Annotated in this window: 8 protein-coding genes; 5 read left to right on the forward strand and 3 right to left on the reverse strand. The window is 67.1% G+C overall.

From position 1 onward, the window contains the following. Positions 1-8 precede the first annotated feature (8 nt). Positions 9-1,055 (forward strand): HD-GYP domain-containing protein, encoded by a 1,047-nt coding sequence (locus tag GGR36_RS15210; protein WP_183635644.1) that lies wholly within the window; start codon positions 9-11, stop codon positions 1,053-1,055. Positions 1,056-1,082: 27 nt separating this feature from the next. Beyond that, positions 1,083-5,816, forward strand: coding sequence for a PAS domain S-box protein (locus tag GGR36_RS15215; protein WP_183635645.1), 4,734 nt, complete (start codon positions 1,083-1,085; stop codon positions 5,814-5,816). A 24-nt stretch (positions 5,817-5,840) separates the two neighbouring features. On the opposite strand, the gene GGR36_RS15220 is transcribed toward GGR36_RS15215, so the two are convergent. Beyond that, positions 5,841-6,764, reverse strand: a complete 924-nt coding sequence (locus tag GGR36_RS15220; protein ID WP_183635646.1) for a LysR substrate-binding domain-containing protein — start codon at positions 6,762-6,764, stop codon at positions 5,841-5,843. A gap of 169 nt (positions 6,765-6,933) precedes the next feature. Between GGR36_RS15220 and GGR36_RS15225 the strand changes: the two genes are divergently transcribed. The 3 genes from GGR36_RS15225 to GGR36_RS15235 all read left to right on the forward strand — a co-directional run bounded on the left by GGR36_RS15225 (position 6,934) and on the right by GGR36_RS15235 (position 10,277). Next, positions 6,934-8,451: a DegQ family serine endoprotease gene (locus GGR36_RS15225; RefSeq protein ID WP_183635647.1), complete on the forward strand. Its 1,518-nt coding sequence runs from the start codon at positions 6,934-6,936 to the stop codon at positions 8,449-8,451. Positions 8,452-8,600: 149 nt separating this feature from the next. Beyond that, positions 8,601-9,464, forward strand: coding sequence for an N-acetylmuramoyl-L-alanine amidase (locus GGR36_RS15230; RefSeq protein ID WP_183635648.1), 864 nt, complete (start codon positions 8,601-8,603; stop codon positions 9,462-9,464). Between the two features lie 174 nt (positions 9,465-9,638). Then, positions 9,639-10,277: a hypothetical protein gene (locus GGR36_RS15235; protein WP_183635649.1), complete on the forward strand. Its 639-nt coding sequence runs from the start codon at positions 9,639-9,641 to the stop codon at positions 10,275-10,277. Between the two features lie 899 nt (positions 10,278-11,176). On the opposite strand, the gene GGR36_RS15240 is transcribed toward GGR36_RS15235, so the two are convergent. Both GGR36_RS15240 and GGR36_RS15245 read right to left on the reverse strand, forming a co-directional pair. Beyond that, on the reverse strand, positions 11,177-13,297 hold the full coding sequence (locus GGR36_RS15240) for an acetyl-CoA hydrolase/transferase C-terminal domain-containing protein (protein WP_183635650.1): 2,121 nt from the start codon (positions 13,295-13,297) through the stop codon (positions 11,177-11,179). Positions 13,298-13,444: 147 nt separating this feature from the next. After that, complete coding sequence (locus tag GGR36_RS15245) at positions 13,445-15,910, reverse strand: mechanosensitive ion channel domain-containing protein (protein ID WP_183635651.1); 2,466 nt, start codon at positions 15,908-15,910, stop codon at positions 13,445-13,447. Positions 15,911-15,960 lie beyond the last annotated feature (50 nt).

Below are 15,960 nucleotides of genomic sequence, written 5' to 3' on the forward strand. Positions count from 1 at the left end.
GGCAGTCCATGCCGGAATCCAGTTACCACCTGCTTGTCGTCGACGACGACATGCTGGCGCGCACCGTCGCCTGCGACACGCTGCACGAGGTCGGCATCGAAACCACCGAGTGCGTCAATGGTTTCGAGGCGCTCGATGTGCTGCGCGTGCGGCGCTTCGATGCCGTGCTGCTCGACCGCCACATGCCGGGCCTGTCAGGCGACGAAGTGTGTCGGCGTATCCGGGGTGAGCTGGGTGAGGCGATGCTGCCGATCCTCATGCTGACCGGCGATTCAGCGAGCAGCGATCTCGCCAGCGCGCTCGAAGCCGGCGCCACCGACTTCATCCGCAAGCCCTTCGATCCGGTCGAACTGCATGCGCGGGTGCGGGCTGCGGTCGAACACAAGCGCATCACCGACCAGCTCGACAATGCCGAAACCATGCTCTTCGCGCTTGCGCGCATGGTCGAGGCGAAAGACGAGAACACCGGCGATCACTGCAGCCGCCTCGCGCACAATGCGGTGATGTTCGGGCGCGCGCTCGGCCTCAGCGAAACCGAACAGCACGCGCTGCGTCGCGGCGGCGTGCTGCACGACATCGGCAAGCTCGGCATTCCCGATGCAATCCTGATGAAGCCGGGCAAGCTCACCGACGACGAGTGGAAGGTGATGCGCCAGCACACCCTGATCGGCGCCCGCTTGTGCTCGCCGCTCAAGTCAATGGCGCTGACGGTGCCGATCATCCGTTCGCACCACGAACGCTGGGACGGCAGCGGCTACCCGGAAGGGCTGGCCGGTGAGGCCATTCCCTTGCTGGCGCGGGTGTTCCAGCTCGTCGACATCTACGATGCGTTGGCCTATGCGCGGCCCTACAAGGCAGCGCTGCCGCAGGTCGAGGTGCTGCGCATCCTGCGCGAAGAGGGGGATCGGCAGTGGCGCGATCCGGCGCTGCTGAAGGTGTTTCTCGATCTCGTCGCGCGGGATCCGGCTTCCTTTTCTTCTGCCGCGCCGGAGGCCGGCGATCTCGGCCGCGAGGTCTTCGACGACATTGCAGTATTGGGGCGCGGCGGCGTCTGAGCCGCACCGGGCGTCCGGACGGGCACCATGTTCAGCGCGCTGCGATTGAAGTCGATTCGCGCCCGCCTGGTCGGCTGGCTGCTGCTGGCCAGCCTGGTGCCGATCGTGCTGACCGCCTACGTCGTGCTGTCCGGGCTGGAGGAGCAGGTCGGCCGCGCCGCGAGCCAGCGCATGGACGACGTGGCGCAGGAACGCGAACGCGATCTGCACGCCTGGATCGAGCAGCTGCTCAACGACGGTCGCGTCTTTGCTGCCCTGCCGGCGACCAGTGACTGCCTGCAGACGCTCGCCAAGGTGCTGGACAAGCCTGACCCGCAACGCGACGACTATCACCGCAAGGACCGCGAGTGCATCGCGAGCCTCAACTACGCGGGGCTGTCCTTCCTGTACGACGTAATGCTGCTCGACACCGCTGGTCGGGTGGTGTTCAGCGTGCAGCAGGAGACGCCCGCCGGGCAGCAGATCCTCGCCGCGCCACTCATGGACACCCGCCTCGCGCACGGTGTCCGTCGCGCCCTGCAGGGCAATGTTGCAGCCTTCGTGCCGCACGAGATGTACCCGCCGTCGGGCATCGAGACGGCGTTTGTCGTGGTGCCCATCGTGCGCGATGCGCAGACCATCGGCGCGCTGGTGCTGCAGCTCAACAATCGCGACATGCTGGCGCTGCTCGAATCGGCGCTTGCCGACACGCACAGCGGCGAATTGATGCTGCTGCGTCGCGAGTCGACGGACAGCGCGCTGGTACTCACACCGCCGCGGGGTCATCCGGAGCGTGCGTTCAAGCAGCGCTACCAGCTCGAAGGTGCGCGCGGCGTGACGCTGCAGGCCGCACTCGCAGGGCCGGCGGGCCACGGCCCTGCAATTGGCGACCACGGCGAAGCGGTGTTCGCCGCCTGGCGCCCGCTGCCCGAATTCGGCTGGGGCCTTGTCGCCCGCATCACCGCCGACGAGGCCCTGGCGCCGGTGCAGGCGATACGGCTCGCGCTGCTGCCGCTGGTCGCCGGGCTCTTGCTCGCAACCACGGCACTCGCGCTGCTGCTCGGCTGGCGCCTGGTGCGACCGCTCAAGCTGTTCACCGCGTTCAGCCGCGAACTGGCGGCGGGCCAGCTCGGCCATCAGGTCGGCTACGCCGGCCATGACGAACTCGGTGAGCTGGCCAGCACGCTCAACCAGATGTCCACGCGACTCGCCGATTCCAATGCCTCGCTGCAGCGCGCCAAGGCGATGCTCGAAGTGCGGGTCGCCGAACGCACCGCGGAGCTCACCGCCAAGGCGCGCAGCCTGGAGGAAGCCGAGCGTGTCGCGAACCTGGGCCACTGGGAAACGGACTGGGTCAGCGGTGCCCGCTACTGGTCACCGCAGGTGTACCGCCTGCTGCAGATGCGGCCGGGCATCCCCGATCCGGTGGCGTTCCAGCAGCGCATTCACCCGGCGGACCGCGAGCGCGTCGCCGTCGAAATGGCGCGCTCGGTCTCCACCGGCACGCGCTTCTCGCTCGAGTTCCGCGTCACCCTCGATGAAGGCCACGAGCGCTGGCTTCGCGAAGAGGGTGAGACCACGCTGGGCGCCGACGGCAAGCCCGCAAAGAGCGTCGGCATGCTGCTCGACATCACCGAACGACAAGAGGCGGAACTTGCCTTGCGGCGCTCGGAAGCCAATGCCCGCTCTGTGCTGGAAGCCGCGCAGGAAGGCATCGTCATCATCAGCCGCGCGCGGCGCACGATCCTGTATGCCAATCCGGCCGCCGAGCGCATGTTCGGCCGTACCAGCCAGGAGATGCTGGGCCAGACCATCGCGATGCTCTACCCGGAATCGGCACGCGCCCGGATCGAGGCCGAATTCGCCACACTGGTGCGCAGCCAGGGCGGTCGCGCCACCAATCTGCCGGCGATGCGCAGTGACGGCACCCCCTTCGTGGTGGATGTCTTCGCGTCCGAGATCCGCTATGCCGACCAGCCGGCGATGTTCGGGTTCTTCACCGACGTTACCGAACTGCGTGCGGCCGAGGCCGAACGTGCGCGGCTCGAACAGGAGCTGGTCGAATCCCGTGCGCGGCGGGCCGAGGCGCGGGCCGAGGCGATCCTCGACACGGTTGAAGAAGGCGTGATCGAGGTCGACGGCGATGAAGGCCTGGTGGTCTACGCCAACAAGGCGGCGCTCAGCAGTCTTGGCGTTGAACTCGATGCGCTGCTCGGCCGCCCGCCGCGCGATCTGTTGCCACTCGCTGATGCTGACGCCGATTGGCCGCTCACCCGCGTGCTGCGCACCGGCGAACCGGTGTCGGGCGAGGGCGTCGCTGTGCGGCGGCAGGACGGCACCGAGATGCGTGTCGCCTACTACATCCGGCCGCTCGATGCCGCCGCGGGCGTTGGCGCGGTGCTGGTGTTCCGCGACGTCACCGAACGCGAGCGCCAGCAGCTGCGGCTGCAGCTGATGTCCAGCGCGGTGGAACAGAGCGCCTCGGCCGTCATCATCACCGATCGCAGCGGCCATATCGAGTACGTGAATCCGAAGTTCTGCGAGCTCTACGGCTACGTTCCCGCCGAGGTGATCGGGCATACGCCGCGGGTGCTCAAATCCGGCCACACCACGGCGGCGGAGTACCAGGGCCTGTGGCGCGCAGTGCTCGACGGCGGCGAATGGCACGGCGAGTTCATGAACCTGCGCAAGGATGGCCAGGGCCGCTGGGTGGCGGCCGCCATCGCGTCCCTGCGCGACGCCGACGGCAAGCCGACGCACTTCATCGGCATCCATGAAGACATCACCGAACGCAAGGCGATCGAGGACGAACTGATGCAGGCGCGCGAGGTGGCGGAGACTGCCGCGCGCGCAAAGAGCGAATTTCTCGCCCGCATGAGTCACGAGATCCGCACGCCGATGAACGCCATCATCGGGCTCTCTGATCTCGCGCTGCAGGGCACGATGCCGCCGCGCGAACGCGACTTCGTGACCAAGGTGAACCGCTCGGCGCAATCGCTGCTGGGCATCATCAACGATGTGCTCGACTTCTCGCGCATCGAGGCCGGCAAGCTGGAACTGGAAACGGTGGAGTTCGCGCTCGACGACGTGCTGCAGCATCTGGCCGACCTCGTCCACACGCGCCTGCACGAGGGCGTCGAGCTGTTTTTCGACACGCCTCCCGAGGTGCCGGCCCGGCTGGTGGGCGATCCGCTGCGCTTGGGGCAGGTGCTGGTCAATCTGTGCGGCAACGCGACGAAATTCACTCGCAGCGGTTCGATCTCAGTGCGCGTGAGCAGTGTGGCGACGACGCCGGGTTCGGTGACGCTGCGTTTCGAAATCGAAGACACCGGCGACGGCATTCCGGCCGATCGTCTGCCGCATCTGTTCGACGCGTTTGCGCAGGCGGAAGCCTCGATCGCACGGCGCTTCGGTGGCTCCGGCCTCGGGCTGGCGATCTGCCGCCAGCTGGTGCAGCTGATGGGCGGCGAGATCAGCGTGCGCAGCGCGCCCGGCGAGGGCAGTACCTTCAGCTTCACCGCCCGCCTCGGCCGTGCCGGCACGACGCACGAGTTCGCGCTCGCGCCCTCGCTCGTCGGCCATCGTCTGCTGCTGGTAGCAATGCCGGGCGGGGCGACCGAAGTGCTGCGCCTGCGCTGCGTCGAACTCGGCCTCGACGTGTGGCACGCCGCGTCGCTGGGCGACATGGCGGTGGTGCTCGACGAGGCGCAGCACGCTGGCGCACCCTACCAGGCGATCGTGGTCGATTGCGCGATGCCGGTGGGCGACTTGCACGGCTGGCGCAATGCCAGCCGTGTACCGGTTCTGGCGCTCAGCGGGGGCACCGGCATCGCCGAATGCGAGGCGCGCCTTGCCAGTATTGGCCTGGTGGTGAGCGGGCACCTCGATCGACCGGTCACCCGGGCGGCGCTGCAGCACGCGCTGATGCGGGCCTTGAACGGCAGCGACAGCGGCAGCAGTGGTGCGACGCCGGCGGCCGCGCCGCGTCCCGCGCACGCGCTCGCCGGCGCCCGTGTGCTGGTGGTCGACGACGCGGAGCTGAACCTGGAGGTTGCGCGCGAATACCTTCAGAGCATTGGCGTGCAGGTCAGCACCGCCAGCGACGGCGCGCTCGCGCTCGACGTGCTGGCGCGCGAGTCCTTCGACGCGGTGCTGATGGATTGCCAGATGCCGGTGATGGACGGCTATGCCGCCACCCGCGAACTGCGCAGCCGGCCGGGATTCGAGCATCTGCCGGTGATCGCCCTCACCGCCAACGCGCTGACAGGCGAGCGCGAACGGGTGCTGGCCGCCGGCATGAGCGACTTCATTTCCAAGCCGGTGGACCCGGAGCGCCTGTTCGACACGCTGTCGCGCTGGATCGCGCCCAAGGCGCCCGCTACGGCAGCGTCGGTAGCGCCTGCCACCCCCGTTGCGACAGCGACACCCGAGGGGGTGCCGGTGCTACCGGGCGTCGATCTCGACGTCGGTCTGGCGCGCGCGATGAACAAGCCGGCGACCTACCGCAAGTACCTCGGCATCTTCCGCAAGACGCACGTTTCCTTTGCGAGCAATTTTGCATCGGCCGTCGCGGCCGGCGATGCGGCGCTGGCGCAGCGTCTGGCGCACACGCTCAAGAGCGGCGCCGCGAGCATCGGCGCTTTCGGCGTCGAATCCGCCGCCCTCGCGCTCGAGACCGCGTTGCGCGAGGGCTGTGAGGATGCGCGGCGCGATGCGCTGTACGCGACCCTGTGCGAGCGGCTCGACCCGCTGCTGGTGGCGCTGGACGCGGCCGGGGTTTAGCCGCCGCAGTGCCGGATCAGCGGATCAGCGGATCGGTCGCGTGCCGGGCAGCGCGGTATCGAGCATCGCGCGGCGCAGCACATCGATCACGCCGTTGCGCGGGTAGGTCACCCGCCAGGCGAGCGCCACCACGCGATGCGGCTGCGGGTCGGCAAAGGGGCGCACTTCCACTATGCCCTGCGACGGATTCAAGCCATCGGCCGCGGCGCTGGGCAGCACAGTGACGCCCACGCCGGTCGCCACCATGTGGCGGATGGTTTCCAGCGAACTGCCTTCGAGCGTCTTTTGCAGCCCCTGCAGCCCCGACGGGTTGGCGCAGCGCGGGCAGGCTTCGAGCACCTGGTCGCGGAAGCAGTTGCCGGCGCCCAGCAGCAGCAGCGGTTCCTCCACCAGATGGCTGGCGGCGACTTCTTCCTTGGCCGCCCACGGGTGACCGAGCGGCATCACGACGCGGAAGGGTTCTTCATACACCGGCTGCGCGACGATGCCGTTCTCGACGAAGGGCAGCGCGATCACGATGACGTCCAGCTCGCCACGTTTGAGCGATTCGGCGAGCCGCGCGGTGTAGTTCTCCTGGATGATCAGCGGCACCCGCGGGGCGCGTTCGCGCATCAACGGAATCAGTTTGGGCAGCAGGTAGGGCGCGATGGTGTAGATCACGCCCAGGCGCAGCGGGCCGGCGAGCGGATCCTTGCCGGCTTCGGCGATCTCGCGCACCTGCTGCGCTTCGAGCAGCACCCGCTCGGCCTGCGCGACGATGCGCGCGCCGATTTCGGTGAGCTTGACGTCGGCGGCGCTGCGCTCGAACAGCGTCACGCCGAGCTGGTCTTCGAGTTTCTTCACCGCCACCGAGAGCGTCGGCTGGCTGACATGGCACTTCTCCGCGGCGCGGCCGAAATGCCGTTCGCGGGCCAGGGCGACGATGTAGCGCAGATCGGTCAGCGTCACGGGCGGTTTTCCGGAGCCATGAAAGGGAAACCGATTGTATCCCCGTCATGCGGGACGCTTGAAAATTGCAACAGGCATCCTTAGTTTGTAAGCCGGTGTAAGCGGTCGCCCCGCTGTGGCGCCGACCACGCCGATAATTCCCGCTCCCACCCGTTACGGAGATTCACCAATGAAATTGACGCTACCCCGTTCGCTTGCACTCGCCGGTGTGGCTGCGGTGGCGTTTGCCGGTTGCTTGCAGGAAGGTCCCGGTCTGTCGACCTCGCACGCCAGCAATGTCGCCGCCACCCAGTCGTCCGCCGCGCCGCTCGTCGCAGGGGCTGGTGCCACCGCGGCGACGCCCGCGATGCGCGCCGGACTGCCCGACTTCTCGACGCTGGTCGAACAGGTCGGCCCGGCCGTTGTGAATATCGCGGTATCCAGCGTGCGCAGCAGCGGCGGCGAGACCGCCGGCGAAAACCCCTTCGCTGATGATCCGTTCTACGACTTCCTGCGCCGCTTCGGCGTGCCGACCCCGGGCCAGCCCGGTGGGCAAGGCGGCCAGCCGCGCGTGCAACAGGGCGTCGGCTCCGGCTTCATCGTCAGCGCCGACGGCTATGTGCTGACCAACGCCCATGTGGTGGATGGCGCCACCGACGTGACCGTGCGCCTGACCGACAAGCGCGAGTTCAAGGCCAAGGTGGTCGGCTCGGACAAGCGCACCGACGTGGCGCTGATCAAGATCGACGCGAAGAACCTGCCGACGGTGAAGATCGGCGATGCCGAGCATGCCAAGGTTGGCGAATGGGTGGTCGCAGTCGGTTCGCCCTTCGGCTTCGACAACACCGTGACCGCCGGCATCATCTCGGCGAAGGCGCGCCGCCTGCCGGATGAAACCTACGTGCCCTTCATCCAGACCGACGTCGCGATCAATCCGGGTAACTCCGGCGGCCCGCTGTTCAACCTGAACGGCGAGGTGATCGGCATCAACTCGCAGATCTACTCGCGCTCGGGCGGCTTCATGGGCATCTCGTTCGCGATCCCGATCGACACGGCGATGAAGGTGCGCGACCAGCTGCAGAAATACGGCAAGGTGCAGCGTGGCCGCCTCGGCGTGCTGATCCAGGGCATGGATGACGATCTCGCGCAGACCTTCGGGCTCGACAAGGCCAAGGGCGCGCTGGTCGCGCAGGTCGATGCCGACGGCCCCGCCGCCAAGGCCGGTGTCGAGGCCGGCGACGTGATCCTCGCGGTCAACGGCCAGGAGGTGAAGGATTCCGGCGACCTGCCGCGCCTGATCGGCGACCAGAAGCCCGGCGACAAGGTCACGCTGAAGGTCTGGCGCAACAAGTCGAGCAAGGAGCTGACTGCGACGCTGGCCGAGATGCCCGGCGAAGGCACGAAGACCGCCAAGGCCGGCAAGGGCGCCGAAAAGCCTAGTGGCAAGGTCGGCCTCGCGCTGCGTCAGCTCACCGCGTCCGAAGCCAACCGCGTCGGCCTCACCGGCGGCGGGCTGGTGGTCGAGGATGTGGCCGGGCCAGCCGCGGAAGCGGGTGTTCGCCCTGGCGACGTGATCATCTCGGTGAATAACCGCCGCGTCACCACCGTGCAGGAAATGTCTTCGATCGTCGATAGCGCGGGCGACCGCTTTGCGCTGTTGATCCTGCGTGGCAACCAGCGGGTGTTTGTGCCGATCCGCCTGAAGTAAGCGCCTCGGCGTGTGGTTTCAGGAAGGGCGATGCTGCGGCATCGCCCTTTTTTCTTCCGGGTGCCAACAAGCCCTTTGACTCTTGCCACGGCGACGTCTAACCCTAGGTTAGAAGCGCGGCACCGGCCGTGCAGCGAACGAGGCGAACCATGGACATCAAGAACGACTGGCTGGTCGGCGACGGTATCCGCCAACAGAAGACTCCCAACCGCGGCGGCGCTCTTGCGGCGCGCTTCCTGATCATGCACTTCACCGGCGGCGCATCGGCGCAGAGCTCGGCCGACTGGCTCTGCAACCCCGCCGCCAAGGCCTCGGCACACCTGGTGCTGGCGCGCGACGGCAGCATCATCCAGCTCGCGCCCTTCAACGTGGTCACCTGGCACGCCGGCGTCAGCCAGTGGAACGGCATCGTCGGCCTCAACCAGCATTCGATCGGCATCGAGATGGACAACGCGGGCGGCCTACGGCAGGTGGGTGACACCTTCCAGACCAGCTTCGGCAAACTGGTCGACAAGGCGGATGTCGTGATCGCGGCACACAAGTACGGCGGCCCGGTGATGCCCTGGCAGGCCTACACCGCGGTGCAGATCGAACGCGCCTTCGAACTCGCCGAGTTGCTCGTCGCCCACTACGGGCTGGAAGACATCCTCGGTCATGAAGACATCGCGCGTGGCCGCAAGACCGACCCCGGCCCCGCCTTTCCGCTCGAAGCGCTGCGCAGCCGGGTCAAGGGCCGCGCCGACGACAGCCTGCCGCGCTATCGGGTCACCGCCAGCACGCTCAACATCCGTGCCGGCGCCGGGGCGGAGTTCGCGCCGGTGGCGCCGCCGCTGAAGAAGGGGACCGAACTGGTGCTGCTCGAAGCGGGCGATCGCTGGAACCGCGTCGAAGTGGTGGGCAACACCGACATCGAGGGGTGGGTGAACAACCAGTACATCGAACTGCTCACCGTGGCCGCCCCGCGGGTGCTCGAACCGAAGAAAACCGAGGCCAAGCGCAAGAAGTCCGGCTGAGGCACGCTCGCGCCAAGTCCGTGGGGCTGCCAGAATGGCCGGACCTGCCCGGTCCGACCCTTCATGCGCCCTTGTTCGCAACCCGCCCTTGCATGCTTCGCCCTCGCGCTTCTGCTCTGCGTGCCACCTGGTGCCGCGGGTGCGGAAGTGCTCCAGCGCGGGCCGGATGCGCTTATGGCAGTCTGTGCGACCCGCCTGCCGCCGACCGAGATCCGCGTCCTCACCGCGCTTGACGCGCCGCCGGTCGACAATGCGCGACCGGCCGCCGAATTGGCCCTGCTACGCAAGCAGCCACTGCAGCCGGGCGAGATCGTCGTCGGCCTTACCTCGGTGCGCCAGACCTACGACTTTCGCTGGAGCTACCGCGGCCTCAAGCAGCGCGAGACGGGCCGCAGCTGCTTGCGCTCGCGCATCGAGGTCACGCTGCACCTGACCCAGCAGGTCTACGTCGCCAGCGAATTCGCGCCAGGCAGTTGCGGTTACGACGAAGTGATCGCCCATGAGCAACGCCATGTGGCGGCGAATCTGGCGCAGTTCGAACGCACCGCCCGTTTCGTCGAAGACAGCCTGCGCGAACAGGAAGGCGACGCCCCTCCCTGGCTCGGCGAACCCGATGCCTTGCGCGACGCGGTCATGGAACGCGCGCGCGCTGGCTGGATGAGCCAGATCGAAACCAAGTTCCACGAGGTCGACCGCGAGCACGCCAAGATCGACTCCGTCGAGGAATCGCAGCGTTACAAGCAACTCTGTAATGGCGAGATGGAGCGGACGCTGCGCGAGATTCATCAGCGAGAGACGCGCAAGGGGCGCTGAGACCACGCGCAGTCGCGCTGCGTGTTGCTTCTGGCTTGCGGCTGGCGCTGACCGTTTGGCGTGGCTTTCCCGCTGAAGCCGGGTCCCGCCCCGGCGGGCGGGTTACTTCTTTTGCTTCGCCAAAAGAAGTAACCAAGAAAAGGCGACCCGGCGTTCGCGGTCAGGCGCTTTGCGCCTGACTTCCCGGCGTTGCTCGCACGACCGGGGGCCTGCGGAACTCGCCCTCGCTTCGCTCGGAGCTCAAACAGTCCTCGGCCTTCTTCCCGGTCGCGCTCCGCTACTCGGCGCTCTCGACGGGACCCCAACGTCAAAACCAACGCGAATCCAACGGACGTCGGATTTGCTTAGCCTGGATGGAACGCGCGGAATCTCTAACATACGGCGCCAGACGATCACGCGTAATTTCGAGATCCCGCCTACCTCTTCCGGGCTGCGAAAACGCGCCTGCAGCTGAACGTCGGCGCCTTTTCCTCCCCCTCTGAAACGCCGAGCAGCGCAGAAGCATCGGGTTCCGACGCGTAGCGGCGGTGGCGAGGACTGTCCGAGCTCCGAGCGCAGCGAGGGCGAGTTCCGCAGCCACCCGATGATTCGAGCAGCGCAGGGGACCGAGCGCAAAGCGCGCGGCGTTGAAGCGGGGGCCGTTTCTTTGGTTTCTTTCTTGTCGGCACAAGAAAGAAACCCGCCCGCCGGGGCGGGACCCGGCTTCAGCGGTGCCACGTCGGCCAATCAAAACCTTCCCCGCAAGCCGCAAGCTGCAAGCGCCGCATCGCGGTGCGCTTCGACACCAGCCCCAACGCGCCGTGCAGGCGCGGCTGTGACAGATGACGTGTCGGCCACTCAATGCACGAGGCGATCAGGCGAGGCGCGGCCCACTCCAAGGCCACGCGCCCCGGAGTGCGTTACAAATTTCCCGCCACCATCGCCCGCATCACCTTCTCCTTCAGATTCTTCGGATCATCGAGCCCGAGGCGCTTGAGCAGCTCTGGCCGCGGCGTGGCACTGAGGCCGCGCACCAGTGAGCCGACCAGCGCGAGTGGCGTCTTCTGTTGTGCCTTGAGCTTCATCAGCGCCTTGGCGACGGCCAGTTCGGTGTCGTCGAGGTCGGTGCCGAAGGGGTAGTCCGGCAGCACGCCGCGCTGGCGGAATTCGGCGAGGCGTTGCGACAGGACTTCCGGCAGGTTCTGCCTTTGCGAGTCGGGGATCTGATAGTCCGCTTCGATCTTGCCGTTGGCCTTGGCGCGCGCGAGCAGCTCGTCCTGGAAGCGCGAGTCGGTGATCGCGAGCAGGCGCTTGATGACTTCGGCGTCGGACTGGCCGCGCACGTCGGCGACGCCGTACTCGGTGATGTAGACGTCGCGCAGATGGCGCGGAATGGTGACGTGGCCGTAGTTCCAGACGATGTTCGAGGTCGGTTGGCCGTCCTTGCCGATGCGCCAGGAGCGCAGCATCAGGATCGACAGCGCGTCGGGCAGGGTGTGCCCCATGGCGACGAAGTTGTACTGGCCGCCGACGCCGGAGACGAGGTTGCCGGTGTCGAGCCCGTCCGACACCGCGGCACCGAGCAGGGTCACCATCATCGTGGTGTTGATGAAGCGCGCGTCGCGACGGTGCGTAGCCGCCAGCTGTTCTTGCCCCATGACCTGGTTGATGAAGCTGATGCGCGTCATGTTGATCTTGCCGAGCAACTCGCGCGGCATGGTGCGCAGGCGGTGGTAGAAATGCGTCGGGCCGATGAAGAAGCCGCCGTGCATGAGGCGGCCGTTCGTCAGCCGCGGGCCCAGCATCTTGGCGGCGATTTCCTTGCGCACCGCCGGGTCGGCGGGGGTGGCCGGCAAGTGCTCGACGCCGCGCACCAGCGCGCCGTCCTCGAAGCGCACGTCCGGCTGCAGGATGCCGAAGTGACGCATGAAGTTGAAATCGGCGAGCGAGATCGGCGAGCCGATGGTGCGCGAATCGACCAGCGCGGCAAGCATGGTTTCGTCGGGAATCAGCCCGATGCGACCGGAGTTGAGCAGCGTCTGCAGCGCGATGTTGTCGAACACTTCGCGGCGGATGATGCCGGCGTCGATCAGCTCCATGAAGCCGTTGACGAACATTTCGCTGCAGCCGTAGAGGCCTTGCTTGAACGGTTCGAGGTAGGTGTGGCCGGCGTGCAGCGGGCCACCGAGCGCCTTGAGCATCGCCTTGTAGGTGGCGTTGTCGCGATCGCGCAGGATCAGCGTGTGGGCGATGCCGTCGCCCAGCGAGCCGATGCCGATCTGCAGGGTGCCACCGTCTTTCACGGTAGTGCTGGAATACAGCGCGATGCCATAGTCCTGGTCGTCCACCTTCATGTTGGGCGGCGCGAAGATGGTGTGGGTCGAGGCCGGGTCGTCCACCAGGATCGCGATGTCTTCTTCCGAGATGATCGCGTCGTTGGGCATGAACGGCATCTCGCGGTTGACCACGCCGACCATGTGCAGCCGTGTCACGCCGTCGGCATTGGCCAGATGCAGCGCGTCGATGGTGAGGTCGGTGTTCGATGACAGCGAATAACGCGGCCCTTCCGGCGTCTCTTCGATGGCGATCGCCTGGGCGAAGACATTCACCCCCTGCGCCAGCGCGTCGCGCACCGCGTGGGTGTAATTCGAGTACACGTAATGCGACTGGGCTGAGGCATTGCCCAGGTATTCACCGGTCTTCAGGAAGAATTCGCAGATCTCGACGTTGGGCGGCAAGGTGCCGCGCTTGACGTCGAGCGAATAGTCCATGTCCGGGTAGTTGCCGAACACGCGTTTGACGAAGGGTTCGAGGAAGCGTTGTTCGAGCAGGCTCTTGCCGCGCGGGCGATCCAGCGAGAGCGCGGTGAAGATCTTCAGCTTGAGGGTCGGATCGGCCTTGGCACGCCGGTAGAGCGCGTTGATCCAGGCATTCGGCTTGCCGATACCCAGCGGCAGTGCCATCACGATGTTCTTGCCGACACGGTCGATCAGCGCATCGATCGAATCCTCGATGCGTTCGCAGCGCAGTGGCGCAGTCATGGTTTTCTCCCCCGGTTCCGGTCTCTGCCGGTCGTACAGCATGGTCTCGATGGACTTGGCGCCGGCGTTCAGGCGCAGGCAACGGATTCATTCTGCGGCGGCCGGTGCCGCCTTGTCACGGCACTCCGTCGCACTGATTGAGGCCTGTCAAGTCGTGGCAAGCGGCGGGGGCGGCGCGGCAGGCAGCACGCGGACTTCGATCGGCTTTGCGGCGTCGACATGCACGTCGCGCTGCGGGAATGCGATCACGATCCCCGCGTCGGCAAAGGCCTTGTCGATCATGAAACGCACATCGCTGGTCACGACACGGCCGACCGTGCCGGCGTCCAGATCGAGCCAGAAGTACAGGCCGAAGTTCAGCGCATCGGCGCCGAAATCCTCGAACAGCACTTCGGGTTCGGGCTCCTTGAGGATCTTGCCGTGACGGTGTGCGACATCGAGCAGCAGGTCGGCCACCTGTCGCGTCGGCGAGCCGTAGGCCACGCCGATCTTCACTGAAAAACGGACCTTGCCGGAGGTGTAGGTCCAGTTCGTCACTTCCTGCTCGATGAAGCTCGCGTTCGGGATGAGCGTCTCGATGCCGTCGATGTTGCGGATGGTGCTCGCGCGCACGCCGATGTCGGTCACCGTGCCGCGCTTGCCCGCCACCTCGACGGTGTCGCCCAGCTTGAAGGGGCGCTCGGCCAGCAGCATGAGGCCGCTCATCAGGTTCTTGAGCAGCGTCTGCATGCCGAAGCCGGCGCCGATCGCGATCGCGCCGCCGAGGAAGGCGAACACCGTGAGCGGAATCCGCACGATCGCAAGACTGGTCACGAACAGCAGCACGAACACCCCCGACAGCAGCCAGTTGCTGGCGGTGTTGAGGGTCTGCATCGGAATGCCGAGGCGCTGATGGACGTGGCGGTTGATGAGGCGTGCCGTGCGCCGTGCTGCCCAGAAGCCGACGAACAGTGTGAGCAGCGCGATGCACACCTTGCCGACGGTCACGCCGCGCTGGGTCGGGATCGTCTGGCCATCGACCACCGCAGTGTCGGTGACGGTGGTGAATTCGTAGCGCCAGACACCGGTCAGCGCGTCGACCACCCGTTCCCGCATTGCCGCAAGGCGCGCGTCGGCGCTGCGGTTGGCAGCTTCCTGATCGAACTCCTCGCTCCAGCGACTTGCCATCAGCAGCAACTGGCCCACTTCCGAGAGGCCACGCAGCGTCAGGCGGACGCGATCCTGCAGGGTCTCGATGGTTGCGCGCAAGCTCGTGCTCTCGTCCGCGTCGGCGCTGCTCATGCGTTCCTGCAGTCCGGCAATCTGGTCGAGCGTCAGTTGCAATTCGTGTCGCAGTGCTTTTGAAGGCTCCGAAAGGCGATCGGTGAGCGCCTTCACGCCGGTGCGCAGCGCGGCGGTCGTGTCGGGGGATGCGCCGGGTTGCGCGGCGGCATAACGCAACTCCCAGAAGGTGCGCTGGAAACCGTTCGATTCCACCAGGCGGGTCAGGACATCGATCTTGTCCGTGGCGGTGATCAGTCGCACCTGTTCAAGTTCGAGCAGGCGCTGGGCATGGTCGAGCGCATCCTTGTTCCGCGCGACGGCGGCTTCGTGCTCGGCCACACCGGCTTCGTGCCGCCGCCGCGCCTTCTTGTCTGGTGCGCCCGCTTCAGGCGCGGTATCGGCCTGCGCCGCGTCGAGCGTGTCGCGCGCGTGCTCGAGCGCTTCGCGCAGGGTGTTGCGGATGCGCACCCGTTCCTGCACCGTGGCCGCCTGCGCCGCCGCTTCCTTGCGCGCGGTGGCCAGTTCCTCGTCCAGTGCCGCGCGCCGCGCGCTCTGGCGCGCGAGCAAGTCCTCGCGATCCTGCTGGTTGAAGCGCAGCTTGTGGTCGGTCTGCGCCACGCGCGCTTCGAGTTCCCGGAACAGCGCGTTCGATTGCGAGCGTTCTTCGGCGAGGATGCTTTGCCGCATCTGCAACGCGTGCAGCCGTGCGCCGATGCTCTGTGCCTTGAGCAGCGCCAGGCGGCGCAGCCAGCTCAGGCGTGCGGCCGCGGCGGGGTTACGATTCGCTTCGATGGCGTCGACACTTTGTCGCACCGCCAGCTCGGCCGCGTCATGTTCGCGTGTGGCGAGCTCAAGCTCCTTCGCCGTCAGCGCCTGCTGTGTCTCGACCGAATCGATCGCAAGCGCGACGGTCTGCAACTGCTGTCGAAGCTGGTCGACGAGGACCACCGAGTAGGGTGGCTCGCCGAGCGCGGCGTTGCCGTTCGCGGCGTCTGTCGGCGTCACCGCCGCTGCCCGGGCGCGATACACGTCGGCCATGCGCAGCATGTCGAGCTGAAAGTTGTACGCGGAGACCAGTGCCTGCAGCAGGAACTTGCGGGTGGCAACCTCTTCTTGCGGGGTGCCCGCGGGCGGCGCTTCGGTGGCGCTTTCGGGGTTGTCCGCGCGCGACAGCGCCGCTTCGGCGGCCTTCAGGCGCGCTTCGATGCTGGCTGCATCGTCGGCTGCGGGTGCCGCCGGTGCCGCGACTTCCTTCTTGCTGTCGCCGGGAAGCGGCAGCCCCGGCAAGGTGGCGGCGGCGGCCGGCAAGGCCAGAAGGGCCGTCACTGCCAGCGTCCAGATCCTGTGCATGCTGATTCCTCGAAAGTCGCGGCGAATCCCGCGCCAGCCATCATTCTGGG

It is taken from the genome of Niveibacterium umoris (assembly GCF_014197015.1).
In the GTDB taxonomy this organism is placed as follows: domain Bacteria; phylum Pseudomonadota; class Gammaproteobacteria; order Burkholderiales; family Rhodocyclaceae; genus Niveibacterium; species Niveibacterium umoris.

Coding starts and splice junctions, on each gene's coding strand:
- GGR36_RS15230 (WP_183635648.1), top strand. CDS start 8,601: ATGGACATCAAGAACGACTGGCTGGTCGGCGACGGTATCCGCCAACAG.
- GGR36_RS15215 (WP_183635645.1), top strand. CDS start 1,083: ATGTTCAGCGCGCTGCGATTGAAGTCGATTCGCGCCCGCCTGGTCGGC.
- GGR36_RS15210 (WP_183635644.1), top strand. CDS start 9: ATGCCGGAATCCAGTTACCACCTGCTTGTCGTCGACGACGACATGCTG.
- GGR36_RS15240 (WP_183635650.1), bottom strand. CDS start 13,297: ATGACTGCGCCACTGCGCTGCGAACGCATCGAGGATTCGATCGATGCG.
- GGR36_RS15245 (WP_183635651.1), bottom strand. CDS start 15,910: ATGCACAGGATCTGGACGCTGGCAGTGACGGCCCTTCTGGCCTTGCCG.
- GGR36_RS15225 (WP_183635647.1), top strand. CDS start 6,934: ATGAAATTGACGCTACCCCGTTCGCTTGCACTCGCCGGTGTGGCTGCG.
- GGR36_RS15235 (WP_183635649.1), top strand. CDS start 9,639: ATGGCAGTCTGTGCGACCCGCCTGCCGCCGACCGAGATCCGCGTCCTC.